Source organism: Nocardia sp. NPDC102475 (genome assembly GCF_055584605.1).
In genome coordinates, this window is the sequence record NZ_JBVJLS010000002.1 from 469,221 (window position 1) to 494,975 (window position 25,755).

Genomic DNA, 25,755 nt, shown 5'->3' on the forward strand with positions numbered 1-25,755 from the left:
CGGCGCTCGGCTCCGCCATAACCGAGCGGTGCCCGGCTGTGTTGATCGTTCGCTCGCCACGCTCGCTCACGAACGCCCGCCGCCGAGGCGCAGGGTGTAGCCGACACCGCGAATCGTGTGGATCAGCGGCGGATTCCGCGCATCGACCTTGCGCCGGAGCTGGCTGATGAAGGTCTCCACGACTCGCCCGTCGCGCCCGGTGTCCGCACTCCACACCCGATCGATGATCTGCTGCTTGCTGACCACCTTCTCGGCATTGACCACCAAATACTGCAGCAGGCTGAATTCGGTGGCCGACAGCCAGATCTCGGTGCCCGCTCGGTATGCCGCGTGCGCATCGACGTCCAGTTCCAGGTCCGCATACTTCAGCACCCGAGCGTCGCCGGACTCCGGGCCGCGCGTGCGCCGCAGGATCGCGCGCAGCCGCAGCAGGACCTCCTCGATGCTGAACGGCTTGGTCACATAGTCGTCGCCACCGGCGGCCAGCCCGGCGATCCGATCCTCGACCGCGTCCCGGGACGTCAGGAACAACACCGGCACCTGATTGTCGGACTCCCGCAGCCGCCGCGCCACCGCGTAGCCGTCCAGATCCGGCAGCATCACGTCCAGCACCACGATGTCCGGCGGATGCGCCGCGGCCTCGGCCAGCGCGGCGTACCCGCTCGCGGCGGTATGCACGTCGAATCCGCTCATCCGCAGCGCGGCGGAGAGCAGGTCCAGAATGTTGGGCTCATCGTCGACCACGAGAACGGTCGCGGCCGGTGACGTGTCACGGTCGGGCACTCCTACACACTATGCCGCACCGTCCACCGGGCCGGCCCGCAACATCGCGCCTATCGCTTTCGCCGGTCAGCGGCCGCGCTCGGGGGTCGGTCTGCGCCGCGCACGTGTCGGTCGACGCGCGGCCGCATTCGTGACGTCGCCGCGCCGGTCCGCGGGCACGAAGGTGATGATGTCGGCTCGCGATGTGATCATCAGCTTCTGGAAGATCGAAACCATCTGTGCGTCTATGGTCTTGAACGAATTGCCGCGACTGGCCGCGATCGCCGTATTGGTCCAGCCCGCCGCCGCGAGCGTGGCCACCTCCTGTTCGGCGGTCGAGAGTTCCTGCCAGGGTGACGGGCGGTCGCGCCGGATGGGATGGTCCACCTCCAGCTGGTCCATCGACAACGTGCCCAACGCGAGCCGTGCCACCTCACCGTGCTCCGGCCGCAGCATGGCACCCTCGCGCCGAGTGGCTTCGAACAGTTGGTGTCCGAGCACATCCCGTGCGATGTCGATAGCGTTGTCGGTTTCGGTTTCGAATGGCACCAAGTTCGCTATGTTCACGCCCAAGCGCTGCCGCCAGGTGGCGACTCCGCCGCCCAGCAGTGCGATTTCGGTGGCCCCCGCAAGCACCTGGTCCGAGACGGCACCGTCCGCGGTCCGCGCATCACCCGACATGCGCGCGAGCGTCCACATCCGGATGTGCACCGCCCAGAGGGCACCCCATTGGTCACGCATCGCGACCTGATCCGCCAACGCGGAGCGACCGACGGCGAGCGCTTCCTCGGGGTCACCATGTTTGGTCAGGGCAATCGCCCACGCCAATTCGGCCCAGGATTTCGCCCAGCGCGCCCCCGCCGCAACGGCGTTGTCGAGATGACGCCGGGCAATCTCCATGGCCTGCACAGGGGTGCCACAGAAACCGGCGGCCAGTGCCTCGAACAGCTCGCTCATGGCCGCACCACCGAGATCGCCACCAGCGGCGAACTTCTGGCGAGCGCTCCCGAGCACCGCTACCGCGCGCGCGTCGCCCTGCACCAGCATCAGTTCGCTACCGCGCGTGAACTCGACGGGTGCGGGCAGACCGAGATCACGCTCGAAGGTATGGCGCCAGTTCGCCCGTGCCGCCGGATCTGTCACGCACGCGGCGACGCACTCCTCGAGCATCCGCTCGGCGTCGTCGTGCACCCCCTGGCACATGCTGATCCAGCCGATCAGGGCCATTGCCGATATCTGGAGTTCGACGGGCTGTGGGTCGAGTTCGCGCGTCGCCGCCAGCGTTCGCTCGGCCCATCGCCGAGACTCGCGCAGCGACCCCTTGATGAAGGGAACCCGCAATGAGATCAAGCCGACGACGATTTCCAGCCCGATCACCGATTCCCCCGGGGTGGTGAGACTTCCGTCGATCGCGCAGAGCAGGTTGTCCCAAGCCGCCCGCGCCCAATCGAGCAGATCCTGCTCCGCAGGGCTGCACCATTCGGCGCAGGCCCGCATGACTTCGTCGCGGTAGTAGCGCCGATGCCGGGCGGTCAGCCGCTCCCATTCGGCGCCGGCCGCGCGCTCGCGCAATCGCTGCTGAGCGAATACGCGGAAGCTCTCCAAGAGTGAGTAACGGACCGTATCGGAAGTCAGGTGGACCGACACCAGAGACTGATCCGCCAAACGCTCCAAGAGACCCTCGACCTCGTCCGTCGCGATGCTGACGCGCAGGTCACCGCCGCCGATGTCGAGATCGGCGCAGACGCCCTCGATCGCATCCAGTTCCGCACCGACATCGAGCACGGACGTATCGGCTTCATCGTCGGGATCCACGTCGTACCCCGCGGCGAAGACCGACATCCGATCAAAAAGCAGGCGTTCCTGGTCCGTGCACAGGTCGTAGGACCATGCGATGACATCCCGGATGCCCTGATGCCGTTCCTCGGTGCCGACGCGTGGACCGGGCGACCACCGCAGGCGCCGATCGCCGGCCTCGCCGCTGAGGTCGCGCAGAATCATGCGCAACGGTTGGCGCCGTAGGCGGGCAGCGGCCAGCCGGATGTAGAGCGGGTGGTTGTCCACATGCCTGCAGATCGAATCGGCCAGCGCGAGTTGATCATCGGCGATGGCACGCCCGGTGAGCTCCGCTCGCTTACGGAACAGTCGCAGCGCCTGTTCTCGCGGCAAGGAACCGAGCGGCACCAATTGCTCATCGACCCAGCCGACCGCCTCGCGACTGGTCGCCAGCACCGTCAACCCCGGCACCGCGTCGAGTAGGTCGGAGATCAATCGCCCGGCGCCGTCGAGGACGTGCTCACAATTGTCCATCACCAGGATCGTCTGCAGTCGGTGGCCCACGGCGTCGGAACGAGTGAGGGTGTCGACCAGCGCGGCCCATACCGATCGATCGGAGAAGTCGGCGTCGACGATCGCCTGCGCGACCTCGTCCTCGACCGCTGATATATCCGCCCCGCTCGCCAGCCGGGCCAGCCGGACCCAATGGACGGGAACCCGACGAGCCTTGTGGTAGCGGTGCACCGCCTCGGTGGCAAGGCGAGTCTTGCCGATACCACCCGAACCGATCAAGGTGATCAGACGCGCCGAATCCAGCAGCAACTCCGCGATCTTGTCCAGCTCCCGTTCGCGTCCGACGAAATCACTGGCGGTTGACGGCAGCGATCCGAGGCTCGATGAATATCGCCCGGTCATGGTGAGCACACTAGTCATCCGGTATCTGAAACATTCGTCGTTGCACCCGATGTACGTGACCTACCTATGTCAGGAAGCTGAGACCAGCGAATTCACCATCGGAAGGATTTCACGTGCGCGGAATTCAGATACTCGGCGCCGGCGAGTGTGGCCTCCCGCTGGCACTGCGGCTGCGGCACAGCGGCATCCCGGTCACCCTGGTGACCGATCGCGACGCGGCCGCGGTGCTGTCCGGCTCGGTGACCAGCACCCAGGTGAAGTTCGGGCCGACGTTGGACCTCGAATCTCGAGCGGGGCTGGGTATTTGGCGCTCGATTGCGCCCCGGATCCTAGGCATCCGGTTCAGCTTGGTCATCGACCGCAACGTGGTGTCCGGGTGGGCCGGACGCTTCAGCGAACCAGCGCAGAGTGTCGACCAGCGGACGGTGTTCGCGCGCTGGCTTGCCGACTTCGCGGCTGCGGGCGGCGATCTGGAGATCGCACAACTGTCTGTGCCGCAACTGGATCGGCGGACCGCCGCATACGATCTGACTGTCGTCACTCGAGCATCGCGGGAGCTCGCCGCATACTTTCCCGCCGACCCGAGCTGGTCGGTTCCGGCCGAGCCGATGCGTCGACTGGCGGTGCTGTACCTCGACGGGGTCGAGCCCGATCCGGATGGCCTCGGAACCTACACGGCCCTTCCCGGCCACGGCGAAATCATCTCCTATCCGGGCCTGACCGGTCCTCCCGGGCAGGAGAGGCGTTGCGAAATACTGCTTTTCGAGGGATTGCCCGACGGCGGACTGGATGTTTTCGCGCACACGGTCCCGGCCGAGCGGCTGCCGCGCGCTGTACAACTCTTGCAACAGTATCTGCCTGCGGCACTTGCCGATCGGTATCGCAATGCCGAATTGACCGACGGTGGCGCGACTCTGGTCGGCGCCGTACCGCCGACCATGCGCGAGCCGATCGGCACACTGCCCTCCGGCACCCTCGTGCTGGGCGGCGGCGATGTCGTGTGCCGGATGGATCCCGGCGGTGCGCAGGGCGCCAACAGCGCCGCACACTGCGCCGCCCAGTACAGCGCGGCGATTCTGGACAATCTCACCGGCCCGTTCGACCGGGCCTGGATGACCTCGGCGGCACAGCCGTGGCTGACCGCGATCGCCCATGCCGCGGCACGCTGGACAATGGCCGTGCTCGACCCCCCACCGGCCGTGCGGGAATTGATGCTGGCCGCACAGGAGGACACCGCACTGGCCGATGCGTTCGCCGAAACCTTCGTCCGCCCAGCGAATATGGTGAAATTCGCCGCTGCCGAAACCACACCCAACTGAGCCGGTGCAAATCGCCGAATTGGGTCAGCGCGTCGTCGATACCGGGAAGACCACGGGTAGGGCAGCAAGAGCGCGGTGGAACGGACCGGGCCGCCAGCTCAGTTCATCCACCGGCAGGGCCAGCGTCAGATCGGGCAGAGCGTCGAGGAGTTGATCGATGGCATCTTGGGCGATCAGATAGGCCGCCGTTCGCGCCGGGCAGGCATGCGGTCCGGCGCCCCATGCCAGGTGCGAACGATTGCCGAGATACTCACCGCCGCTGATCGTTGGATCGTTGTTGCAGGCGGCCATGCTGATGACGACCGGTCGGTTCGCGGGCAGCCAGATATCGCTGGACAGAATCGGTTGTCGTGGATATGTGACGGAAAAGTTGGCCATCGGCGGGTCTGCGAACAACACCTCGTCGAGTGCGTCCCGGGTCGATAGGCTGCCGCCCAACACATTTCCCGCGAACCGCTCGTCGGTAAGCATGAGCAGCAGCGTGTTGACGATCAGATTCTGTTGCGGTTCGATTCCGGCGCCATACAAGATGGCGAGCTGATGAATCAACTCCGACTCGTCGAGTCGGGTGGGATGTTCGAGTAGTCGAGTGGTGATGTCATCGCCGGGTTCGGCTCGTTTCAAGTCGATCAGGTCCAGCAATGCCTCGCTGAGCATTTTGTTGCCCTGTTCGGCGTCGACCCCCTCGAAAATCGCGGCAGTCGCCTGGGCGACCCGCTGGCCGATCTCCGGTGGACAGCCCAGCATCGCGTTGATCGCGCCGAATGCGAGCGGTAAGGCGTATTGGCTGATCAGGTCCGCCGTACCGGACACGCTGAAGGCCTCGACCAGCGGTACGGCAATGGACTCCACGGTGGCATGCAGGGCATGGAGATCGGCTCCATCGATCGCCGCGGCGATGGCCTGCCGATAGCGGGTGTGGTCGTTACCCGCACTGCGCAGTGCGTTCGGACGCCACTCGAGTATCGGCCGTACCGGACATTCGACGGGGATCGTCTGCTGCCAGCCGCGTGGATCAGCAGGGAAGTGGTCCGGATCGTTCAGAATGCGCACTGCGGTGTAGTAATCGAGCACCAGGGTCGCGGGCACTCCCGGTGCGAGTTCCACCGGCGCCATCGCGCCGTAGCGGCTACGCATCTCCCGATAAGCGGTGTGTGGATCAGCGGCAAATTCCGGGGAGTACAGCGGGACGTGGTCGCCATCACCCCCGGCGGGCGATGCGTGGTGCGGAACGGGACAAGTATCGGGCTCGAGTGGAGGCTGTTGCGTGTTCAAAAACGAAACTCCGAACGCTGGCCATGTCACACAGGCAAATGGTGGGTCGCGGTAACGATCGCGCAATAGGTATGTCCCGAACATCGGTAGAACCATGGGCAGTTCGACACCGCCGCCCAGCGAGCACCGGTCGGTCGCTACCGATGTCCGGCCGCTACCCAACGGTGCGTCATCCTTCAGTGAGCCGGGATATGTTCCATTCGGTGGGACCGACCACGCGACAGTTGTTCGTCGTAGCCGACGGGTTCACTCGGTCGCGCAATCGGGAGGTCGTCGCCGATGAGGACGAGTTGGGCGATGGTGAGCCGGCGTACCGAGTATCCGGGATACGGATAGAGCAACAATGCTGTCGGCGTGTATCCGCCACCGTAATTCAGTGTGCGTACGGTGACTTCCGTCGCATCGCCGGATGCGAGCCTGCCGCCGAGGTCGGCCAATCGAGCGCGATCACCGGGATGGAACACATCGACCGGCCGGAACAAGTAGTCCCACCGGACCCACGGGGCAGGCTCAGTGAGCCAATGGGAGATGGTGGCATGCTCGAGTTGCACGATAGCCAAATGGGTCCCGGCACGGCGGTGAGCTTCCCGCAGCCCGACGTGATCGAGAGTCGGCGCCATCGAGGGCATGGTGTCCGAGGTCACGTCTTCGATCAACCACCAGGCGCCGCGGGTCCGTTCGTCATCGCGAGCCCGCATGGTGATCCGCCATTGTCCTCGTCGTGCGGACCCGCTGGTCACGATCACGTCGAACTGGAGCTTCTGACCCGGCACCGGACCGTAGAGCAGATCGAGCACCTCCACATGTCGATCGAATTTCGAAATCCGGTGGAACAGTTCGGCAATAGAACGTCGCGGCACGTACTCCTCGGCCTCGACGCCGCACAACCGCCGGAGGCCGACGGGCTGGTGGATCAACTGGGTATCGAGTTCCCAGATCAGACCGACCGCCGGGCGCAATGGGGGGATCGGCGCCACCGCGGGACCGAGCCACAACCGCACCGCGTGCACATCGCCCGCCGGACCGAGCACCGGCCGCAGCATCAGCTTGTGCGGACCAGCGCCGGTCGGGATCGTCAGATCCATATCCTCGCCCCGAAGGTGCACCAAGCGGATCATCCCGGTGATATCGCGGGTCGTAAGAGTGTCATAGAGCGCCGGACTCTTCGCCAGCAATCGCTGCACAACACGGTCGCAATTGGCGAAATTGCGCGACGCTTCCCCCATCGAAGCCACCGAAGCGACCCCAGGCGCCAACGTCTCCACCGTCGCCCACGGAATCATCACACCTCCCTCCGCCCCGACCGTTCCCCGCCAACACATGCGACTGTCTGCACGTCGGTTCAGTATTCCCAGATCGGGGAAGTGTCGGCATCGGGTGCTGCCACGTGAGCAGCCGGGTTCACTACCTAGGTGTGCGGGCGCGCCCCGATCGCTCCCCCGCCAACCAGCGCCCCACTCCCCCGAATATGCTTACGCGCCTTGCACAATTCATCACCGTCCGTGGTGGAACCAGAGCGGACCGCCGCGCAACCCGAGGATCCCGTCGCCGAAGTTTCTCGACACCGGAACAGCCCCCCGGCGAAGCGCTGGCTATCCGCTGGTGTAACTACCAGCAAATCACTCCGGCCGCACCGCCCCCTTCGCCTGGGCCACGCCCTCCAGTTTCCGAGACGAGGTGGGCACCGCAGTGTCCGAGAAGCATGGCGCCGAGACAGTGAAACGAACTGGGACACAAGTACACCCGCACTGCACCGACGTGCTGAACCTGTACAGCCGACTCGTGAACCATGTCGCGAAGTCGAATCCCGGCGGGTCGGCGAGGCCAGAAAAAGGCCTCCGACCTGCTGACACTGTCGGGGTGACAGGATTTGAACCTGCGACCCTCCGCTCCCAAAGCGGATGCGCTACCAAGCTGCGCTACACCCCGTGGCCTCGCGGCGAAAGACGGTGCCGACGAGGATGAATCCTGCGTGGAGCGGGTGACGGGAATCGAACCCGCACCATCAGCTTGGAAGGCTGAGGTTCTACCATTGAACTACACCCGCAGGCATACGACATCTGATGGGATCGCCACGATGTCGTGTGCGAACCGACTGTACCGAATCGGGCCTCGGATACGCCAATCAGCCCCCACCAAAGCGTCCAGCGGGGCCGATACGTCCAGGATCCAAGCCGCCAACGGTAGCCGATCGCTATCACTGATCGAGTCGAGTCGGCGAGCGAGCCGGAAACCTCCCCTTTCGGCGTGCTGTCGGCGTGTCGGTCCGCGACTTTCCGGCGAACAAAATTGATGTGTAACGCCGGCGGCCCGACAGCGATGACATACCCGATCGCCATTCGCGAGGGACCGATAACTCGTTATAAAACGGCGTTTTTCAGTGCCGAGTGGCTTGCTAGGATCCTTTTTGCCGGACGGGGGTATCTGGAAAGGGGGCGGTGAGCGTGCACCAAGCGAGGTGGACACAACCGCGTAGCAGTGGGAACGATCGGGGTGACGCCGGCACCTGCGTGGGAACAGGGCACCCGGGTACCGACATCACCCGTGGCGGGTGAGTGCGATGTCTGCGGATATCGAGCCACCCGTAGCGCAGATGGCAGGCGCGTGGGCGCGTGCGGTCTGCGCGGAGCCGGGATCACACGCGTCACCACAACAGTTGCAGCCGGTATTGGTCGAGATCATCGAGCGGCTGCTGTTGCTGGCCAGGTCCGAGCCCTTCCCGGTGCCCGAGGCTCGGAACTTGGGGGCGCGACTGGTCGAGGCGCCGTTCGAACGGACCAGAATGCTGGCCCAGGCCACCCGCTGGCTGCTCGGCTTCCCGGCGGGGGCGCCCGGGTCGCTGGTCGCCACGCGCTGGCCGCTGGTCGCCAGTCAGGCCATCGACAGCTATGCCCAGGCGCTGCAGGAGCGGGCGCTGGCCCAGCAGGAGCAACACATTTCGGCCGCGGTGTCGTTGCGGGTGCAGGAGATCGCCGCGCTACAGCATCGGCTGCGGCACGAGGCCACCCATGACGCGCTCACCGATCTGGCCAACCGGACGCTGCTGCAGGACAAGGTGCGACTGATGGCGGCCGATCCGAATCGCGGCGTCGGTCTGCTGCTTATCGACCTGGACCGGTTCAAGCAGATCAACGACAACTACGGACATGCCGTCGGCGACGAGGTGCTCGTCGAGCTGGCCCGCAGGCTGCGTGAGATCTGCCCGCCGGATACGGTCATCTGCCGCTACGGCGGTGATGAATTCGTGCTCGCCACCAACCCGCTGCACAACACGCTCGGCGAAATCGCGCATCGGATCGTGGCCGCGCTGCGGGATCCGGTGTGGTCGACGGCCGGTCCGGTGCCGGTTTCGGCCAGTGTCGGCACCGCATACTGTCCGCCGGGCGACTCCTGCGATTTCACCGATCTGCTGCGTCGCGCCGATCGCGCAATGTATTCGGCGAAGACCGCGGGCGGCCGCCGCTTCGCCCTCGCCGACTCCGATAAACCCGAAATCAAGGCCGTCGCAGGCTGATCCGATACAGGCCCTCTGGTCACCCCCGGAGGGCCTGTCCAGTCAGCTGGCCGGGTGCAGGAAACCCTGTACAAGCGATACGAGTTCGGCGGGCTTCTCGAAGAACACCACATGGCCGCTGTCGATTTCGGCGTATCGGCTGTTCGGGATCGCGGCGTGCAAGTCACGGGCGTGGGTGACCGGTACCAGTTGGTCTTGGGTGCAGCCGATCACCAATGTCGGTGCGGCGATACGGCTCAGCTCGTCCCGGATGTCCACTGCGAGGTTCACCTCGATCTGCCGCAGCGTTCCGGGTTCGGGTTTCGTGGCGCGCAACTGCGCCAGACCCGCATGGCCGAGTCCGCTCAGGAATGCCGGGCTGAACGCCAGCAACGGACCGAATGCGGAGGCCATTTCGGGTCCGGCCTCCAATGAGGCCGCCCAGCCGTGCAGGGTGAGCAGTTGCCGGGGATCCTCCGTCACCGACCAACCGGCCACCAGGACGAGTCCGCGCACCAGGTCGGGACGCCGTCCCGCGACCGCTGCCGCGACGACCGCGCCGAGGGAGAACCCCAGCAAATCGACCGGGCCGGTCGAAGCATCCTCGATGGTCGCGATGATCTGCGCGACAAGCACGTCCAGGGTCAGCCGACCGTCGGGTGCGGTGGTTTCGCCGCTGCCCGCATAGTTCGGTGCGACAACGGTGTGGCGGTCGGCGAACTCGGAGATGAGGTGTCCGAAATTGGATTCGGCACTCATGCTGGTGCCGTGGACGAGGACCAATCCTGGTCCGGCACCGGACACGGAGTAGTGAACATCGGTATCGGAGACTCTGACGACGGGCATAACGGGGACCTTTCGATGGGCCGGACTAGATGTCCAGGACGAGGCGCGGGGTGTGGGCGCGTGAGCGGCAGATCATCATCACGTCGGTGTCATGTGGCATGAGAATGCTGTCGCGATGGTCCGGGATACCGTCCAGGACAACGGTTTCGCAGGTACCGCAGGTCCCTTCGCGGCAGGAGGACAAGACCGTGACACCGGCCCGTTCGACAGCGTCGAGGACGGAGATATTCGCCGGGATGTGCACGGTGACACCGGATTGCGCGCATTCGACATCGAAGGCGGAATCGACAGTCACTTCTATCGGCTTCGGCGCGAACCGCTCGAGGTGCAGTGCATCTCCGGGCCAGGTCGCGGCGCAGTGGCTTTCGACGGCCGCCAGCAACGACTCCGGACCGCAGCAGTACACCAGAGTTCCCGGGTCCGGATCGGACAGGATGGCATCGAGGTCGAGCGGGCCGGTCTCGCTCTGCGGACACACCTCGATCGGCCCGAGTGCCGAGAGTTCGGGTAGGTAGGCCATGCTCGCGCGGGTGCGGCCGCCGTAGTGCAGGTTCCACGCGCCGCCGCGACCCGCGACGGTGCGGATCATCGGCAGCAGCGGAGTGATACCGACACCACCGGCGATGAACCGATAGCGCTCGGCGTCCCGGAGTGGGAAGTTGTTGCGGGGGCCTCGGATTCGCAGCCGCTCGCCCACGGTCAGCCGGTCGTGAACGTAGGCCGATCCACCGCGGCCGCTCGGTTCGCGCAGGACCGCGATCGTCAGCCGGCTGTGATCGTCGGGATCGCCGCACAGCGAATACTGGCGCACCAGGTCCGGGCGCAGGATCAGGTCGATGTGCGCACCCGGCTGCCATTTCGGGGTATGTCCATCGATCACGGACAGGGTGAGTTCGACGATGCCGTCGGCGAGGGTGCGGCGGTCGGCAACGGTGACGGCGAATTCCGGTTCGGCGGTCATGCTCTGGCTCCGACCAGGTTCGTGGGCTGCGGATCGGCAACGCGGGCGTGATGGCCATCGGGGTGGGCGAGCAACCACTGCCAGATCTCGATCGGGTCATCGGCGATCCGGGTTGCGCCGCAATGGCATCGGCCGAACAGCTGATCGCTGCCCGGGTACCACTGCACGCGATGACAGGCGGTCATGCTCGGGTCGCTTCGGTCCGGGTGAGCTCGGCGATCAACCGACGTGCTGCCAGCGCGCCGGTGTCGATATTGATCGACAGCTCCTGGTAGGTGCCCCCGGCGCGTTCCTCCGCGGCGATGACCTCCTCGACCAGGTTCAGCGCCACCACGTCCTGCATGACCACGGTGTGATTGCTCTTGTGCAGGTAGTCGGTCACGTCCTGGTCGTCGATCGCGAAATCCCTTGCCACCATCCAGAAGTCGTGTACCGAATGCTCGGTTTCCGGAGTGAGGGCGTACACGATTTCGGTGTGGAACGCGGCGGGATCGGTGTCGGCGCCGCGTCCGGGCAGGTAGCCATCGGGCGGATAGTCGCCCTGCGGCGCGACGCGGCTGTGCAGCCGGTACAGGCACGGCGGCTGGAACTCGATGTCCTGCCAGCGGGTGATGCGCCCGGTGATACCGGTCGAATTGGCATAGAACGGCGGACATTCGGCATCGTCCATGTGCCTGCTCACCCGAACGACACCGGCCGCTTGGTCGACCTCGGTGGTGATCGGCGTCTCAGCGACCTCCGGGGTGCCGATATAGCCGCCGTGCAAATAGGTTTCGTGGGACAGGTCCATCAGATTGTCCATCAGCAGCGCATGTCTGGCCCGGATGGTCTCCAGGCCGCGGATAGTGGTCCAGCCGTCCTGCACCAGCCACGGTGCGCGCGGGATCGCGGCCGGGTCGGCCGATTCGCGGTCGCCGATCCACACCCAGACGAACGAATCCTGTTCCACCACAGGGTAAGAGGCCACACGGGCGCTGCGGGGAATGCGGGTCTGTGCGGGCACCGCGACACAGGCGCCGGTGCGGTCGTAGGTGAAGCCGTGGTAGCCGCAGACGACACGGTCACCGACCAGCCGCGACTCCGACAGCGGGTAGCGACGGTGGATGCAGCGGTCCGACAGCGCCGCCACCGCGCCGTCCTCGGTCCGGTAGAACACCAGTGGCTCGTTGCAGATGGTCCGCGCGAACAAGTCGCGGCCGATCTCCTGGCTGTAGGCGGCCACATACCACTGGTTGCGGGCAATTGCGGTTGTCGGGCTCATCGGAATGCTCCTGAAATGTGGGCTGTGCGGTCCATCGTGTGGGCCGCCGATGCGTGAGCCAAGACACACTTCCGTCGAACGGAAGTCAGCGCCCGCCACCCAACTGCCTGGTGATGCCATGGGCCGCGGTGCGCACCGCAGGAGCCCACATGGCCCGGCGGGAGTCGCCGGCCGGTACGACAATCGACAGCGCCGCCGCGACTTGACCGTCCGAACCGAAAATCGGTGCGGCGACGGAATATCCGTCGAGGGTCACCTGTCCATCGCTGATCGCGACCCCGGTGCGGCGCACCTCGGCGAGTGCCCGCCGCAGCACATCGGGCGAGCTGATCGTCTTCGTGGTGAATACCGCCAGCGGCCGGTCGGCGATCTTGTCCACGATCTCGGCGGGAGCGTAGGCCAGGATGGCCAGCCCGACGCCGGTTGCGTGCATCGGCCAGCGTGCACCTACCCGGGTGCGCACGAATACGGCGTCGCGGCCGGCGAGGAATTCGACATAGACCACTTCGGTGCCGTCACGGACCGCCAGCTGCACGTTCTGGTGTGTCGCCTCGTACAGGTCCTCCATGAACGGCAGCGCGACATCACGGATGGGCCTGGCGCGCGGGCAGTAGGAGGCGATCTCCACCATGCGCAAACCGATCTGGTACCCGCCGCTGGCAGCCCGATCCAGCGCACCCCACTGCACGAGATCGACAACGTGGCGATAGACCGTGGTCTGTGGCAGACCGGTGCGCTCGGCCAACTCCGACAGTTTCAACACCGGGTGGGCGTTGTCGAACGCCTCCAGCAGAACCAGTGCGCGGGCCAGGACCGACGACCGGGTCATCGCCGCAGGCTGTCAGGACAGCGCATGCCAGGCTCGGACCAACGCCGAGCGGAAATCATCGGCCTGCTCGGCCGTCATACCACTGATCATCTGCTGTTCCACCGCGTCGACCTCGGCCGCGACATCGGCGAGCAACCGCCGCCCGGCCTCGGTGAGATGGATCAGCAGCTCGCGCCGGTTGCGTGAGTTGCGTTCGCGCGCAATGAGTCCGCGACTCTCCAGAGCGCGGACCACATCGGCGACGGATTGTGCCGTGACGAACGAATCCCGCGCCAGCTGCGCGGCCGGTAAGCCGTCGTGCCGCTCGAGCACGGTCAGCGCGGTGTACTGCAATGTGGTGATCCCGACCGGACGCAGCAGCTCGTCCAGGCGCGCCCGCACCGCCAGTTCGACCCTTTTGACCGCGTACAGCAGCGAGGTCTGACTGCGCGGCAGTCGGCTTGCGGTCGGCTTCGCCTCCGAGATCGTCACCAGCACTCTCCTCACCTCTGCATCGTCGCGGGCACCGATCCGGGATGTTCGGCGAAATCGAGAATAGACCATTGACAGGAATCCTGTCAGTGGCGAATAGTGGCTGACATCACTAAAACCATCAGGTTTCCTGTTGATGAGAGCAGACGCATCTCGGCAGAGCGGCCGGAATCGTCGGGACGGGACCGAGCAAGCATGAGCACGAACGACAACGTCGACGGACAGCTGTTCATCGACGGCAAATGGCGGAACTCCGCATCGGGTGGCCGCAGCGATGTGGTGGACCCGTCGACCGGCCGGGTCATCGGCACTGTCGCCGAAGCCGACCGCACCGACGTCGACGACGCGGTCGCGGCCGCACGCGCGGCATTCACCGGAGCCGAATGGGGCGGCCGCAGCGGTCGGGAACGAGCGCGCATCTTGCTCCGGATCGCCGAGCTCGTGCGCGAGAACGCCGACGAGTTGGTCCGGCTGGAAAGCCTCGACGTCGGCAAGCCGGTCACCCTGTGCCGATCGGTGGACGTCGAGACCACCATCGAACAGTACGAGTACTGTGCCGCGCTCGCGCAGACCATCGACGGAGCTACCCGCCGCACGCCGCTACCCGCGTTCGCCTATACCCGCCGGGATCCACTCGGTGTGGTCGCCGCCATTACGCCGTTCAACTTTCCGCTGATCCTGTCGAGCTCCAAGATCGCGCCCGCGCTCGCCGCGGGCAATGTCGTCGTTCACAAGCCCGCCGAGGCAACGCCGCTCAGCGCGCTGTTCATGGCGACGCTGTTCGAAAGGGCCGGTGTGCCGCCGGGTGTGGTCAATGTCGTCACCGGCTCCGGGCCGGTGGTGGGTGCGGCACTGCTCGAGCATCCGGGCGTGGACAAGATCGCGTTCACCGGATCCACCGAGATCGGCCGGTGCGCGGCGAGCGTGGCCGGTGCGGCGTTGAAACCGGTGACCATGGAACTCGGTGGCAATGCCGCACAGATCGTGTTCGCCGACGCCGACGTCGACAAGGCCATCGGCGCGATCATCAAGGGTTTCGTCTTCAATACCGGACAGTTCTGCATGGGTGGTCCCAGGCTGCTGGTCGCTCGGCCGCTGTACGAGACGGTCGTCGGCATCCTCGCCGAAGCCGTCGCAGGCGTACGCGTCGGTGACCCTCGCGACCCGGCGACCGTGGTCGGACCGATGGCCGCGGAACGGCACGTCGCGAAGGTCGAAGAATATGTCGCGCTGGCCCGCCGCGAGGGCGGCCGGGTGGTGTGCGGTGGTGCACGCCTGGATCTGGACGGCGGCTATTACTACCAGCCCACCGTGATCGCGGACCTCGCCGACGACTCCCGCGTAGTGCAGGAGGAGATCTTCGGACCGGTGCTCACGGTGCAGGCCTTCGATACCGAGGACGAAGCGATCGCGCTGGCCAACGGCACGTGCTACGGACTCGCGTCCGGCCTGCACACCACCGATCTCGCCCGCGCACATCGCGTCGCCGACAAATTGCAGGCCGGAATCGTCTGGGTCAACGACTGGGCGATGCTCGACCCGGCCATGCCGTTCGGCGGTGTCAAGGACTCCGGCTTTGGACGCGAATACGGACCCGAGGCTCTCGCGTCCTACACCAAGGTCAAATCCGTTGTCATCGCACTCGATTGAATCCGCAGGGACACCCACCATGACCACCTCCACTTGGGCAGCCGTCGTCGAATCCGGCGGTGCGTCGTTCACCCTCTCCGCGATCGAACTCGATGAACCACGACCGCACGAGGCGATCGTGCGCATGGTCGCGGCCGGTGTCTGCCACACCGACCTCGGCGTCGCCAGTGGCGGACTGCCGTTTCCGCTGCCCGGCGTCCTCGGTCACGAAGGTGCGGGCATCGTCGAACGCGTCGGATCCGAAGTCACCGGTGTCGTACCCGGTGATCACGTACTGCTGTCGTTCACCTCGTGCGGAGCGTGCGCGAACTGTCGCGACGGCCACCCCGCCTATTGCGCAACCTGGTTGCCACTCAATCTGATCGGCGGTGCGCGAGCCGATGACAGCCACACCATCACCCGCGACGACGCACCCTTGGGCGGGCACTTCTTCGGGCAGTCGTCGTTCAGCCGACTCGCGCTGGTCGACGAGCGCAGCATGATCGTCGTCGACCCCGACGTGCCGCTGGAATCGATTGCCCCGCTCGGGTGCGGAGTCCAGACCGGTGTCGGCGCGATCTGGAATGTCGTACAGCCGCGGCCGGGATCGAGCATTGTCGTATTCGGCGCCGGTGCGGTCGGATTGTCCGCGATCATGGCGGCCACGCTGTCTCCGGCCACGACGATCATCGCCGTCGACAAGATCGCCGAACGTCTCGAACTTGCCTGGGAACTCGGCGCGACGCACATCATCGATGTGACGACGACCGATGTCGCCACCGCGATCACCGAAATCACCGGTGGCGCCGACGCCGTCGTGGAAACCACCGGCAGTACCGCCGTGCTGCGCACCGGCGCGGATGTCCTCGCCGCGCGCGGCACGCTGGTCGTCGTCGGCGCACCACCGTTCGGCGCCGAGGTGGCGCTCGATGTCAACGCCATGCTGCCGGGCCGCAAGATCGTCGGACTCACCCTGGGCGATAACGAAACCCGCACCGCCATACCGGCTTTGGTCTCGCTGATGCAAAGCGGGCGGCTCCCGATCGACAAGCTGATCACCCGGTACCGATTCGACGATATCGGCCAGGCCGTCGCGGATATGACCTCGGGCAAGGCGATCAAACCCGTCCTCATCTTCTGACCCTCTTTCGAAAGGAACATCGCATATGGATCTCACCGGCAAAGTCGCCATCGTCACCGGCAGCGGCCAAGGTCTCGGCCTCGCCTACGCCAAGGCTCTGGCCGCCGCAGGCGCGTCGGTCGTGGTCAACGATGTGGCCGCCGACCGCGCCGAGAAGGCCGCCGCCGAAATCGCCGAAACCGGTGGTCGGGCACTCGCGGTGCCGGTCGCCGTCGGCAGCACCGAGGCTGCGCAGACACTGGTCGCGGCGGCCGTCGACGCGTTCGGGCGACTGGATGCGATGGTGACCAATGCGGGCATCCTGCGCGACAAGGTGCTGTGGAATATGTCCGACGACGACTTCGACGCCGTCATCCACGTCCATCTGCGCGGCACCTTCACCTGCGTTCGGGAAGCGGTAAAACACTTCCGTCAGGCCGGTCACGGCGGGCGGGTCGTGCTCGCCGGATCCCCCGCCGGGCAGCGCGGCAATTTCGGTCAAACCAACTATGCGGCAGCCAAAGCCGGTATCGCGGCGATGGCGCGCACATGGGCGATGGAATGCGCGAAGGCCGGAGTCACGGTCAATGCGATCATCCCCAACGCGGCGACCGCGATGACCGAGACGATTCCCTTCCTCGCCCCTTACGTCGAGGGAATGAAGAATGGTGAGCCGATCCCCTCGGTGGTGCGCCGCGCGGCCTCGTTCGGCACTCCGGAGGATGTCGCCGGACTGGTGGTTTTCCTGGCCTCCGACGCCTCCGCCGATATCACCGGCCAATGCATCGGGATCGGCGGGGACCGGTTGTCGCTCTGGTCGCATCCGAGCGAAATCCGCAACGCCTTCCTCGACGGCGGCTGGACCGCCGACGCGATCGCCGAGGCGTTCGACTCCTCGATCGGTGAGCAGCTCGAAACCTACGGCATCCCGCTGCCCAAGATCCCGACCACCGCGCAGCAGCTGTCATGAGTCTGGACCTGGACCAACTCGTCGCGATCGACGTGCACACGCACGCCGAAACCGATGGCTGCGGCCACTATTCGTTACCGGACCAGCTCCGGGCAGGTGCCGACGCCTACTTCGGCGCCGAATCCGGCCCGCCGACCATCGACGAGATGGCCGCTTACTACCGGGAACGCCGCATGGCCGCGGTCGTATTCACCGTCGACGCCGAAGCCGCACTCGGCCACCGGCGGATCAGCAATGAAGACATCGCCACCGCGGCCGCCGCGCACAGCGACGTCCTCATCCCGTTCGCCAGTATCGATCCGGCCAGAGGAAAGGCGGGACTGGCCGAAGCCCGGCGACTGGTCGTCGAGCACGGGGTCCGCGGCTTCAAATTCCATCCGAGCGTGCAGGCTTTCCGGCCCGACGATCGGACCGTCTACCCGCTCTACGAGACCATCAGCGAACTCGGGGTGCCCGCCCTGTTTCATTCCGGTCAGACCGGAATCGGATCAGGACTCCCCGGTGGCGGCGGCATCCGGCTGAAATACTCCAACCCGATGCTGCTCGACGATGTGGCCGTCGACTTTCCGGATCTGACGATCATCATCGCGCACCCGTCATTTCCCTGGCAGGACGAAGCGCTGGCGGTAGCCACACACAAACCCAATGTCTATATCGATCTGTCCGGGTGGTCGCCGAAATACTTTCCGCCGCAACTGGTCAAGTACGCCAACAGCCTGCTCAAACGAAAGGTGTTGTTCGGCTCGGACTTTCCGCTCATTTCTCCGGATCGGTGGATGAAGGACTTCGAGCAACTCGATATCAAGGACGAGGTCCGTCCCCTGATCCTGCGTGAAAACGCCATCACCGCATTGGGATTGAGGTCGACATGATGGACCAGGGAATCGGCTCGTGGCCGCGTCGGCGGGCCCGGATGGAGCCCGATGCCATCGCGCTGATCCAGCAGGATCGGCGCGTCGACTACGCCACCCTCGCCGATCGCGTGGACGCCCTCGCCGCGGCCCTCGCCGATTTCGGCGTTGGGCCCGGCGATCGGGTCGCCTATCTCGGACACAACGACATCGCGACCTTCGAAACACTCTTCGCCACAATGCATCTCGGTGCGATCTTCGTGGCACTCAACACTCGGCTGGCTGCGCCGGAGATCGCCGGTCTACTCGACGATGCCGACCCGACTGTGTTCGTCGTCGGTGCCGACACCGGTATCGACGCGCTCGCACGAAGCTCCGCCGCTGCCCGGCTGCTGTGCCTGGGCGAGGAGTACGAGAACGCGATCATCGACCACACCGGCCGGACACCGCCCGCCCACGCGGTCGGACTCGACGATCCCGCTTTGATCCTCTACACCTCCGGCACCACCGGCCGCCCCAAGGGCGCGGTGCTCACCCACGGCAATATCGTCTGGAACACCCTCAACCAGTTCGCCCACTTCAGTATCGGCCGCGACGATGTCAGCTTGTGTTCCGCACCGCTGTTCCACGTCCTCGGCCTGGGACAGATCACGCTGCCGACGCTCTACGCCGGCGGAACCGTCGTTGTCATACCGAAATTCGATCCCGGCGAGTTCCTGGCCACCATCGAGCGCAGGCGGGCCACGGTTTTCCCGCTCGCCCCGACCATGCTGAAAATGCTGTGCGAAGCGCCCGAGTGGGAGACCACAGATCTGTCGAGCGTCCGCTGCGTCGCCTTCGGCGGCTCCCCCGTCCTCGAACACGTGGCCAAGGCGTGGCTGGCCCGCGGCATCCAGGCCCTACAGGGCTACGGCATGACCGAGGCGGCACCCGGCGTGCTCATGGCACTGCGCCACGGTGCCGACGCACATCCGGTATCCGCGGGCGTTCCGCACTTCTTCACCGACGTCGCGCTGCTCACCCCGACCGGCGAGATCATCGAAGGACCCGGCCAGGGCGAACTACTCGTCAAGGGCCCCAACGTCTTTGCCCGGTACTGGAATCGACCCGACGCCACCGAACAGGCGTTCATCGACGGCTGGTTCCGCACCGGCGATATCGTCCGCATCGACGATGACGGCTGGGCGCACATCGTCGACCGCGTCAAAGACATGATCATCTCCGGCGGCGAGAACATCTACCCCGTCGAGGTCGAGGCGGCCATCTCCCGCTTGGACGGCGTCTCCGACTGCGCTGTGGTCGCGGTGCCGGATGAGCGATGGGGTGAGGTCGGGTTGGCATTCATCGTCGTCCGCGCCGGTCACGAAATCGATGAAGACGCGATTCGCACCCATCTCGAAGCAAATCTCGCCCGATACAAAATCCCGAAATATTTCATCTTCCGCGAGCAGCTGCCCCGCAACGCCCTCGGCAAGCTCCAGCGCCTGCTGCTCCGCGACGACGCGCGCCAAATGCGCGGGCTGACAACGTAATTCCACAACAACCGAAGGAGCGCGCCACATGGCGACCACCGTCGACAAACCCACCGACCTACTCGACCTCATCGGCACCGAACTCGGCAGCAGCGACTGGCTCGAGATCCCGCAGCGCGATATCGACATGTTCGCCGAGGCCACCCACGACGAGCAGTGGATCCACGTCGATGTCGAACGCGCGAAGACCGGCCCCTTCGGCGGCACCATCGCCCACGGCTACCTGACCCTGTCGCTACTCATTCCGCTCTGGTCGGACATACTCGTCATCGAAAACCGCGGCATGGCAATCAATTACGGCCTCAACAAGGTCCGATTCCCAGCCCCCGTACCCGCTGGCTCCAAGGTCCGCCTCACTGCCACCCTCGCCGACGCCACCGACCTCGGCGACGGCGCCGTCCAAGTCACCGTCGACGCCGTCATGCAACGCGAAGGCGCCGACAAGCCGGTATGCATCGCCCAGATGGTGCACCGCTACTTCCGGTAAGGGTGAGGTTCAGCCGGCCTGACAGGTGGGGCACCAGAAGAGGTTCCGGCCCTCCAGCACGGTGTGTGCGACGGGGGTACCGCAGAGGCGGCAGGGGGCGCCGGGGCGGCGGTAGACGTAGGTGCGTGGGCGGTCGGCCGCGTAGGACGGTTCGCCGTGGTCGTGTTCGGGGCGGACGACGACCATCTTGCCGACCCGCACGCCCACCCGCATCAGCGCGACCAGATCGGTCCACATCGCGTCCCACTCGTCGGCGGTGAGCGCGGTGCCCGGTCGCTGTGGCGAAATACCGTGCCGGAAAAGCAGTTCCGCGCGATACACATTGCCGACACCCGCGAGTACCTGCTGATCCATCAGCAGTGCGCCGATCGGCCTGCGCGAGCGATGAATTCGCCGCCAGGCCCGTTCGGGGTCGGCGCCGCGCCGCAGTGGATCCGGGCCGAGCCGCTCGGTCAGTGCCGTCACCTCGGCGTGGGTGTACACCTCGCAGGCGGTCGGGCCGCGTAAATCGGTGCCGTACAGGCGATCATCGGCCGACGCGTCACCGACGATCCGCATCCGCACCTGCCCGACCGGCTCACCCATCGGCAGCGGCACCTCGGTGAACACCCCGTACAACCCGAGATGCACATGTACCACCAGACCCGACTCGTAGTGGTGCAGAAGGTGTTTGCCCCACGCCTCGGCGCGCGTCAGCACCTGTCCGTCGATGCGCGCGGCTCCGGAGGCGAACTTGCCCTGCGGACTGGAGACGCGCACCACTCCCCCGGCAAAGCGTCGCTGGTGCAGCCGTGCGAGCCGATGCAGCGTATGCCCCTCAGGCACGGACATCCTCCCTGTTCCGCCGCCGATGCGACCCGATGCACCCGGGTCGCATTGCGGGACGGCGGATTACGCGCTCAGTAGGCCGGAATGGCCGGGGCCACACCGGTCTTCTCGTACTCGGCCAGAATGTCGATGCGGCGCTGGTGGCGCGGCTCCTCGGACCATTTGGTCGAGATGAACGCGTCCACGATCGCCAGCGCCTCCTCGGTGGAGTGCATGCGGCCGCCGATGCCGAGCAACTGGGCATTGTTGTGCTCGCGAGCCAGCTGGGCGGTCTCCACGCTCCAGCCAAGGGCGCAGCGGGCGCCGGGCACCTTGTTCGCGGCGATCTGCTCCCCGTTGCCGCTGCCGCCGAAGACCAGCCCGAGGCTGCCCGGATCGGCGACGGTGCGGCGGGCCGCCTCGATGCAGAAGGCGGGGTAGTCGTCGAGTGCGTCGTATTCGAGGGCGCCGCAGTCGACGACCTCGTGGCCCGCCTGCTCCAGATGGGCCTTGACGTGATTCTTCAGTTCGAAACCGGCATGGTCGGCACCCAGGTATACGCGCATGGCTGCGATTGTGTCAGGCGTGTTTCGCAGTGCCGCGACAGGGGACGTGCGGCCACGATTAACACCGCTGGCCGCCGCGGCGAATCGACAGATGTGCCCCCGCGGTGTCCGTCACACCAACGGCGCCGAACCTCGTCCCCGGCAAATGAATAGAGTTCTTCGCATGCAGCCGCACGACTCCCAGCCGCCCCAGCAGCCGGGCGTTCCCGCCGATCCCTATCCCGCTCTCGGCGGATGGGCGCAGGCTCAGGACGCGACCGCCACACCGAACAATTCGCCGCAGTACCCATCGTCGCCGCAATACCCCGCCGCGCCGTACCCCGGATTCCCGACACCCCACTACGGACCCGCGCCGTACGGATACGGTGTGGCTCCGGTCCCGCCCGGTACGCCCCCGCAGCGGCAGCCGCGCGGCCTGTCCCCGTACGGCATGCCCGCACGGCACCCGTGGGAGATTCCGCTGCTGGTCGTCGTCTGTGTGATCACCACGCTCGCGATGCTGATCGCGGTGGCGGTGTGCATCGATCTCGTGCTGGATGGGAAGCAGCCGAATATCTACCTGATCATCCTGGTCTTCGCGCCGATCGTGGTGTGGTTCCTGCGTGGTATGGGCTACGCGGCCATGCGGGTCAACGGCGTCAAGATGTCGCCGACCCAGTTTCCGGAGGGCTATCAGCTGGTGGTCGACGCGGCCGCCCGATTCGGAATGGCCAAGGTGCCGGATGCCTATGTTGTGCTCGGCAACGGCCAGATCAATGCCTTCGCCTCCGGTCACGGGTTCCGGCGCTATGTCGCGGTCTACAGCGATCTGTTCGAAATCGGCGGCGCCGCACGCGAACCCGAGGCTCTCGCATTCATCATCGGTCACGAGGTCGGGCATATCGCGGCCGGGCACACCTCGTACTGGCGTCAGCTCGGCATGTTCGTGGCACCGTCGCTGCCGATCATCGGCAGCTCATTGATCCGGTCCCAGGAGTACACCGCCGACAACCACGGCTACTGCAACCGGCACATCGGCGCACCGGGCGCCATGGGCACCCTCGCGGCGGGCAAGTATCTGAACAAGTTGGTCGGTTTCGATGAGATGGCCGATCGGGCCGCGGTCGAGAAGGGCTTCTTCGTCTGGATCAGCAATGCCATGTCCTCGCATCCGGTGCTGACCTGGCGGATGTGGGCACTGCGCGACCGCAGCAGGCACGGCAAGCTGTTCTGGCGACCGAACCGACCGGCCGGTGCGCCACCGGCCGGTCCGTACCCGAGCAGCTACGGCGAGGTTCCGACGTTGCCGCCGAAACCCGTGCCGTAGGTCCGCGGTCAGTCGAAGGACGGATCCTCGGTCCTGGTCCGCTTCAGCTCGAAGAAGTGCGGGTAGTCGGCCAGCGTGACCGCCGCGTCCCACAGCTTCCCGGCCTCCTCGCCGCGTGGGATCCGCGACAGCACCGGACCGAAGAAGGCATTGCCGTTGATGTGGATGGTCGGGGTGCCGACATCCGGACCGACCTTGTCCATGCCCTCGTGATGGCTCTTGCGCAGCGCCTCGTCGAATTCGGTGCTCTCGGCGGCTGCGGCGAGTTCGGCGGGCAGGCCGGCCTCGGCGAGCGAATCCGCGATCACCGCGGCGAGGGATTCCTTGCGGGAATCGCGCGCGTACTCCTCGCGACGGTTGTGGATGCGGGTGCCCATCGCGGTGTAGAGCGGGGAGAGCACCTTGTCACCGTGCTCCTTGGCGGCGGCGATGGCGACCCGGACCGGACCCCAGCCGGTGGCGAGCAGCTCCTCGTACTGCGGCGGCAGCCCCTCCTTGCCCTCGTTCAGCACCGACAGGCTCATCACGTGGAAACGGGCCTCGATATCGCGGACCTGCTCGACCTCGAGAATCCAGCGGGAGGTGATCCAACACCAGGGGCACAGCGGGTCGAACCAGAAATCGGCAACGTTCTTGGTGGTCGTCTCGCTCACAGAGCTGTTCCTCTCCATCGCACGCTCGTAACGCGCGGATTCGCCGCGCCACTATCCGTGGCCAACCACGCGGGCGCGCGATTCGTTCCCGGACCGGACGCCCGATTTTCCGAAAGGCGGCCTCGGGTCCCAGTAGGGTGACACGCAGGCGTCCGGTTCCCTCCCGAAATGGAGTCCGTTATGACCTCTGATCAGCATTTCGTCATCGTCGGCGGCGGGCTGGCCGCGGCCAAACTGGCGGAAGCACTGCGCGCCAACGATTTCGCCGGAACCGTGACGCTGGTCAGCGCCGAGGATTACCTGCCATATGAGCGACCACCGCTGTCCAAGGAACATCTGCTCGGAAAGAAATCGCTCGAGGAATTCACCGTCGACCCGGGCCAGTGGTACCGCGATCACCATATCGACGTCCGGCTCGGCACCGAGGTCGGCGCGATCGATCCGAGCGCGAAAACCGTGACGCTGCCGGATGGTTCGACGCTCGGCTACGACAAGCTCGCACTCGCGACCGGCTCGACACCGCGCCGCCTGCCGATTCCGGGCATGGATGCGCGCGAGGTGTACACGCTGCGCACCATCGGCGATTCCGACAGTCTGATCGAGCTGTTCGGCTCGGCCCGGCGGCTGGTCATCATCGGGGCGGGCTGGATCGGGCTCGAGGTCGCCTCGGCCGCGCGCGCCGCCCAGGTCGAGGTCACCATTGTCGAATCCGCCGAACTGCCGCTCTTGGCGGCGCTCGGCCCCGAGATGGGTCAGGTCTTCGCGGATCTGCACCGCGACCACGGCGTCGACCTGCGATTCGGCGGGCAGGTCGAGTCGATCACCACTCATCAGGCCGGGGCAATCACCGCTAGTCAGGGAGGGGTGGAGCTGGCGAGCGGCGTCCGACTCACCGACGGCACCGTGATCGAGGGCGATGCGGTACTCGTCGCGGTCGGCGCGCGGCCGAATATCGAACTGGCCGCGAACGCGGGGCTGGCGACCGACGGCGGCGTACTCGTCGACGCGAGCCTGGCCACCAGTGACCCGGATATCGTGGCGGTCGGCGATATCGCCGACGCGCTGCATCCGGTGCTCGGGCGTCGAATTCGGGTGGAGCACTGGGCGAATGCGCTCAATCAGCCCGCCGTCGCGGCGCAGACCATGCTCGGCAAGTCGGCTTCCTACGAACGCCTGCCGTACTTCTTCACCGACCAATACGACCTGGGCATGGAGTACACCGGATATGCCGCGACCGGTGAGTACGCGCGGGTGGTCGTGCGCGGTGATGTGGCGAAGCGCGAGTTCGTCGCGTTCTGGCTCGATGCCGGGAACCGGGTGCTGGCGGGGATGAATGTAAATGTCTGGGATGTGACCGACCGGATCAAGGAGTTGATCGGCCAGCAGGTCGATCCGGAACGACTCGCCGACACCTCCGCGCCGCTGTGACGTGGATCACTATCGAGGATGCGTCGAATCGGCGCACCCAGCTCCGACCTCATCGCGAGCGCGCCGCCGGGCGCACCGCAGGCTAGGAGACCGGAAATGAAATACATGCTGCTCAAGACCTATGGGCCCGCCGCCAGCTGCGACGTCCCGATCACCGAGTGGACGCCGGAGGAGATCAAGGCGCATATGGACTTCCAGCGGGCGCTCGGCGCGGAGCTGGCCAAGACCGGTGAACTGGTCGACGCGCAGGGCCTGGCCGGGCCGGACGAAGCACGACTGGTCAGTTCGGACGGGCGCTCGGCGCCGGTCATCACCGATGGGCCGTTCCCGGAGACCAAGGAATTCCTGGCCGGATATTGGATTGTCGATGTGGAAAGTCCGGAGCGTGCGCTGGAGATCGCCGCACAGGCGTCGGCGGCCCCCGGACCGGGTGGTAAGCCGATCGGCGAGTACATCGAGGTGCGCGCGGTGATGGGTGCCCCGGCGACCGAGCAATAG

General features: G+C 66.1%; 23 protein-coding genes and 2 tRNA genes. 11 read left to right on the plus strand and 14 right to left on the minus strand.

From position 1 onward, the window contains the following. Positions 1-66: 66 nt before the first annotated feature. Together ACZ60G_RS05355 and ACZ60G_RS05360 are read right to left on the minus strand one after the other, a co-directional pair. The gene (locus ACZ60G_RS05355; protein ID WP_465807484.1) at positions 67-783 is read right to left on the minus strand and encodes a response regulator transcription factor; all 717 of its coding nucleotides are present in this window, start codon (positions 781-783) and stop codon (positions 67-69) included. Positions 784-849: 66 nt separating this feature from the next. Next, on the minus strand, positions 850-3,453 hold the full coding sequence (locus tag ACZ60G_RS05360; protein ID WP_465807486.1) for a LuxR C-terminal-related transcriptional regulator: 2,604 nt from the start codon (positions 3,451-3,453) through the stop codon (positions 850-852). 113 nt (positions 3,454-3,566) lie between these two features. On the opposite strand from ACZ60G_RS05360, the gene ACZ60G_RS05365 reads away from it, so the two are divergent. Further along, positions 3,567-4,772 carry a styrene monooxygenase/indole monooxygenase family protein gene (locus ACZ60G_RS05365; RefSeq protein WP_465807488.1) on the plus strand — a complete coding sequence of 402 codons (1,206 nt, stop codon included), beginning with the start codon at positions 3,567-3,569 and terminating at the stop codon, positions 4,770-4,772. Positions 4,773-4,796: 24 nt separating this feature from the next. Here the strand turns inward: ACZ60G_RS05365 and ACZ60G_RS05370 are convergent, their stop codons facing one another. The 4 genes from ACZ60G_RS05370 to ACZ60G_RS05385 all read right to left on the minus strand — a co-directional run bounded on the left by ACZ60G_RS05370 (position 4,797) and on the right by ACZ60G_RS05385 (position 8,094). Then, the gene (locus ACZ60G_RS05370; protein WP_465807490.1) at positions 4,797-5,909 is read right to left on the minus strand and encodes a cytochrome P450 family protein; all 1,113 of its coding nucleotides are present in this window, start codon (positions 5,907-5,909) and stop codon (positions 4,797-4,799) included. A gap of 314 nt (positions 5,910-6,223) precedes the next feature. Beyond that, positions 6,224-7,330, minus strand: coding sequence for a GAF domain-containing protein (locus ACZ60G_RS05375; RefSeq protein ID WP_465807633.1), 1,107 nt, complete (start codon positions 7,328-7,330; stop codon positions 6,224-6,226). A gap of 572 nt (positions 7,331-7,902) precedes the next feature. Further along, a tRNA-Pro gene (locus tag ACZ60G_RS05380) sits at positions 7,903-7,976 on the minus strand. Between the two features lie 44 nt (positions 7,977-8,020). After that, positions 8,021-8,094 (minus strand) — tRNA-Gly (locus tag ACZ60G_RS05385). Positions 8,095-8,607: 513 nt separating this feature from the next. Between ACZ60G_RS05385 and ACZ60G_RS05390 the strand changes: the two genes are divergently transcribed. Beyond that, the gene (locus tag ACZ60G_RS05390; protein WP_433623342.1) at positions 8,608-9,561 is read left to right on the plus strand and encodes a diguanylate cyclase domain-containing protein; all 954 of its coding nucleotides are present in this window, start codon (positions 8,608-8,610) and stop codon (positions 9,559-9,561) included. 42 nt (positions 9,562-9,603) lie between these two features. Here ACZ60G_RS05390 and ACZ60G_RS05395 read toward each other — a convergent pair whose 3' ends face one another. The 5 genes from ACZ60G_RS05395 to ACZ60G_RS05415 all read right to left on the minus strand — a co-directional run bounded on the left by ACZ60G_RS05395 (position 9,604) and on the right by ACZ60G_RS05415 (position 13,908). Continuing rightward, entirely contained in the window at positions 9,604-10,386 is a 783-nt protein-coding gene (locus ACZ60G_RS05395) for an alpha/beta fold hydrolase (RefSeq protein ID WP_465807492.1), read from the minus strand. A gap of 25 nt (positions 10,387-10,411) precedes the next feature. Further along, positions 10,412-11,347 carry a PDR/VanB family oxidoreductase gene (locus ACZ60G_RS05400; protein WP_465807494.1) on the minus strand — a complete coding sequence of 312 codons (936 nt, stop codon included), beginning with the start codon at positions 11,345-11,347 and terminating at the stop codon, positions 10,412-10,414. Between the two features lie 181 nt (positions 11,348-11,528). After that, complete coding sequence (locus ACZ60G_RS05405) at positions 11,529-12,608, minus strand: aromatic ring-hydroxylating dioxygenase subunit alpha (RefSeq protein WP_465807496.1); 1,080 nt, start codon at positions 12,606-12,608, stop codon at positions 11,529-11,531. A gap of 85 nt (positions 12,609-12,693) precedes the next feature. Further along, positions 12,694-13,437 (minus strand): IclR family transcriptional regulator, encoded by a 744-nt coding sequence (locus ACZ60G_RS05410; RefSeq protein ID WP_465807498.1) that lies wholly within the window; start codon positions 13,435-13,437, stop codon positions 12,694-12,696. 12 nt (positions 13,438-13,449) lie between these two features. After that, entirely contained in the window at positions 13,450-13,908 is a 459-nt protein-coding gene (locus ACZ60G_RS05415) for a MarR family winged helix-turn-helix transcriptional regulator (protein WP_465807500.1), read from the minus strand. Positions 13,909-14,103: 195 nt separating this feature from the next. Here ACZ60G_RS05415 and ACZ60G_RS05420 point away from each other — a divergent pair, with 195 nt between their 5' ends. From ACZ60G_RS05420 to ACZ60G_RS05445, 6 genes are read left to right on the plus strand one after another with little or no spacing between them, the layout of a single operon-like run. Next, on the plus strand, positions 14,104-15,558 hold the full coding sequence (locus ACZ60G_RS05420; protein ID WP_465807502.1) for an aldehyde dehydrogenase family protein: 1,455 nt from the start codon (positions 14,104-14,106) through the stop codon (positions 15,556-15,558). Between the two features lie 19 nt (positions 15,559-15,577). Continuing rightward, complete coding sequence (locus tag ACZ60G_RS05425) at positions 15,578-16,678, plus strand: NAD(P)-dependent alcohol dehydrogenase (protein WP_465807504.1); 1,101 nt, start codon at positions 15,578-15,580, stop codon at positions 16,676-16,678. A gap of 25 nt (positions 16,679-16,703) precedes the next feature. Next, the gene (locus tag ACZ60G_RS05430) at positions 16,704-17,627 is read left to right on the plus strand and encodes an SDR family oxidoreductase (protein ID WP_465807506.1); all 924 of its coding nucleotides are present in this window, start codon (positions 16,704-16,706) and stop codon (positions 17,625-17,627) included. Continuing rightward, the gene (locus ACZ60G_RS05435; RefSeq protein ID WP_465807508.1) at positions 17,624-18,499 is read left to right on the plus strand and encodes an amidohydrolase family protein; all 876 of its coding nucleotides are present in this window, start codon (positions 17,624-17,626) and stop codon (positions 18,497-18,499) included. The genes ACZ60G_RS05430 and ACZ60G_RS05435 overlap by 4 nt, the downstream gene beginning before the upstream one ends. Then, positions 18,496-20,010: an acyl-CoA synthetase gene (locus ACZ60G_RS05440; RefSeq protein WP_465807510.1), complete on the plus strand. Its 1,515-nt coding sequence runs from the start codon at positions 18,496-18,498 to the stop codon at positions 20,008-20,010. Before ACZ60G_RS05435 ends, ACZ60G_RS05440 begins: the two co-directional genes overlap by 4 nt. A gap of 28 nt (positions 20,011-20,038) precedes the next feature. Beyond that, complete coding sequence (locus tag ACZ60G_RS05445) at positions 20,039-20,497, plus strand: MaoC family dehydratase (protein ID WP_465807512.1); 459 nt, start codon at positions 20,039-20,041, stop codon at positions 20,495-20,497. Positions 20,498-20,506: 9 nt separating this feature from the next. Here ACZ60G_RS05445 and ACZ60G_RS05450 read toward each other — a convergent pair whose 3' ends face one another. Further along, on the minus strand, positions 20,507-21,322 hold the full coding sequence (locus ACZ60G_RS05450) for an Fpg/Nei family DNA glycosylase (RefSeq protein WP_465807514.1): 816 nt from the start codon (positions 21,320-21,322) through the stop codon (positions 20,507-20,509). Between the two features lie 74 nt (positions 21,323-21,396). After that, a complete protein-coding gene (locus tag ACZ60G_RS05455) occupies positions 21,397-21,870 on the minus strand; it encodes a ribose-5-phosphate isomerase (protein WP_465807516.1) in 474 nt (157 codons plus the stop codon). A gap of 163 nt (positions 21,871-22,033) precedes the next feature. On the opposite strand from ACZ60G_RS05455, the gene ACZ60G_RS05460 reads away from it, so the two are divergent. Beyond that, entirely contained in the window at positions 22,034-23,176 is a 1,143-nt protein-coding gene (locus tag ACZ60G_RS05460; RefSeq protein ID WP_465807517.1) for a M48 family metallopeptidase, read from the plus strand. Between the two features lie 8 nt (positions 23,177-23,184). Here the strand turns inward: ACZ60G_RS05460 and ACZ60G_RS05465 are convergent, their stop codons facing one another. Next, complete coding sequence (locus ACZ60G_RS05465) at positions 23,185-23,847, minus strand: mycothiol-dependent nitroreductase Rv2466c family protein (protein WP_465807519.1); 663 nt, start codon at positions 23,845-23,847, stop codon at positions 23,185-23,187. A 162-nt stretch (positions 23,848-24,009) separates the two neighbouring features. On the opposite strand from ACZ60G_RS05465, the gene ACZ60G_RS05470 reads away from it, so the two are divergent. Together ACZ60G_RS05470 and ACZ60G_RS05475 are read left to right on the plus strand one after the other, a co-directional pair. Beyond that, entirely contained in the window at positions 24,010-25,257 is a 1,248-nt protein-coding gene (locus ACZ60G_RS05470) for an NAD(P)/FAD-dependent oxidoreductase (RefSeq protein ID WP_465807521.1), read from the plus strand. Between the two features lie 96 nt (positions 25,258-25,353). Next, positions 25,354-25,755: a YciI family protein gene (locus ACZ60G_RS05475; protein WP_465807523.1), complete on the plus strand. Its 402-nt coding sequence runs from the start codon at positions 25,354-25,356 to the stop codon at positions 25,753-25,755.

What these genes read in the sequence shown, in the direction of transcription:
- ACZ60G_RS05360 (WP_465807486.1), bottom strand. Translation starts at nt 3,453, where the DNA reads ATGACCGGGCGATATTCATCGAGCCTCGGATCGCTGCCGTCAACCGCC.
- ACZ60G_RS05370 (WP_465807490.1), bottom strand. Translation starts at nt 5,909, where the DNA reads ATGCGTAGCCGCTACGGCGCGATGGCGCCGGTGGAACTCGCACCGGGA.
- ACZ60G_RS05375 (WP_465807633.1), bottom strand. Translation starts at nt 7,330, where the DNA reads ATGATTCCGTGGGCGACGGTGGAGACGTTGGCGCCTGGGGTCGCTTCG.
- ACZ60G_RS05390 (WP_433623342.1), top strand. Translation starts at nt 8,608, where the DNA reads ATGTCTGCGGATATCGAGCCACCCGTAGCGCAGATGGCAGGCGCGTGG.
- ACZ60G_RS05395 (WP_465807492.1), bottom strand. Translation starts at nt 10,386, where the DNA reads ATGCCCGTCGTCAGAGTCTCCGATACCGATGTTCACTACTCCGTGTCC.
- ACZ60G_RS05400 (WP_465807494.1), bottom strand. Translation starts at nt 11,347, where the DNA reads ATGACCGCCGAACCGGAATTCGCCGTCACCGTTGCCGACCGCCGCACC.
- ACZ60G_RS05405 (WP_465807496.1), bottom strand. Translation starts at nt 12,608, where the DNA reads ATGAGCCCGACAACCGCAATTGCCCGCAACCAGTGGTATGTGGCCGCC.
- ACZ60G_RS05410 (WP_465807498.1), bottom strand. Translation starts at nt 13,437, where the DNA reads ATGACCCGGTCGTCGGTCCTGGCCCGCGCACTGGTTCTGCTGGAGGCG.
- ACZ60G_RS05420 (WP_465807502.1), top strand. Translation starts at nt 14,104, where the DNA reads ATGAGCACGAACGACAACGTCGACGGACAGCTGTTCATCGACGGCAAA.
- ACZ60G_RS05425 (WP_465807504.1), top strand. Translation starts at nt 15,578, where the DNA reads ATGACCACCTCCACTTGGGCAGCCGTCGTCGAATCCGGCGGTGCGTCG.
- ACZ60G_RS05430 (WP_465807506.1), top strand. Translation starts at nt 16,704, where the DNA reads ATGGATCTCACCGGCAAAGTCGCCATCGTCACCGGCAGCGGCCAAGGT.
- ACZ60G_RS05435 (WP_465807508.1), top strand. Translation starts at nt 17,624, where the DNA reads ATGAGTCTGGACCTGGACCAACTCGTCGCGATCGACGTGCACACGCAC.
- ACZ60G_RS05440 (WP_465807510.1), top strand. Translation starts at nt 18,496, where the DNA reads ATGATGGACCAGGGAATCGGCTCGTGGCCGCGTCGGCGGGCCCGGATG.
- ACZ60G_RS05445 (WP_465807512.1), top strand. Translation starts at nt 20,039, where the DNA reads ATGGCGACCACCGTCGACAAACCCACCGACCTACTCGACCTCATCGGC.
- ACZ60G_RS05455 (WP_465807516.1), bottom strand. Translation starts at nt 21,870, where the DNA reads ATGCGCGTATACCTGGGTGCCGACCATGCCGGTTTCGAACTGAAGAAT.
- ACZ60G_RS05460 (WP_465807517.1), top strand. Translation starts at nt 22,034, where the DNA reads ATGCAGCCGCACGACTCCCAGCCGCCCCAGCAGCCGGGCGTTCCCGCC.
- ACZ60G_RS05465 (WP_465807519.1), bottom strand. Translation starts at nt 23,847, where the DNA reads ATGGAGAGGAACAGCTCTGTGAGCGAGACGACCACCAAGAACGTTGCC.
- ACZ60G_RS05470 (WP_465807521.1), top strand. Translation starts at nt 24,010, where the DNA reads ATGACCTCTGATCAGCATTTCGTCATCGTCGGCGGCGGGCTGGCCGCG.
- ACZ60G_RS05475 (WP_465807523.1), top strand. Translation starts at nt 25,354, where the DNA reads ATGAAATACATGCTGCTCAAGACCTATGGGCCCGCCGCCAGCTGCGAC.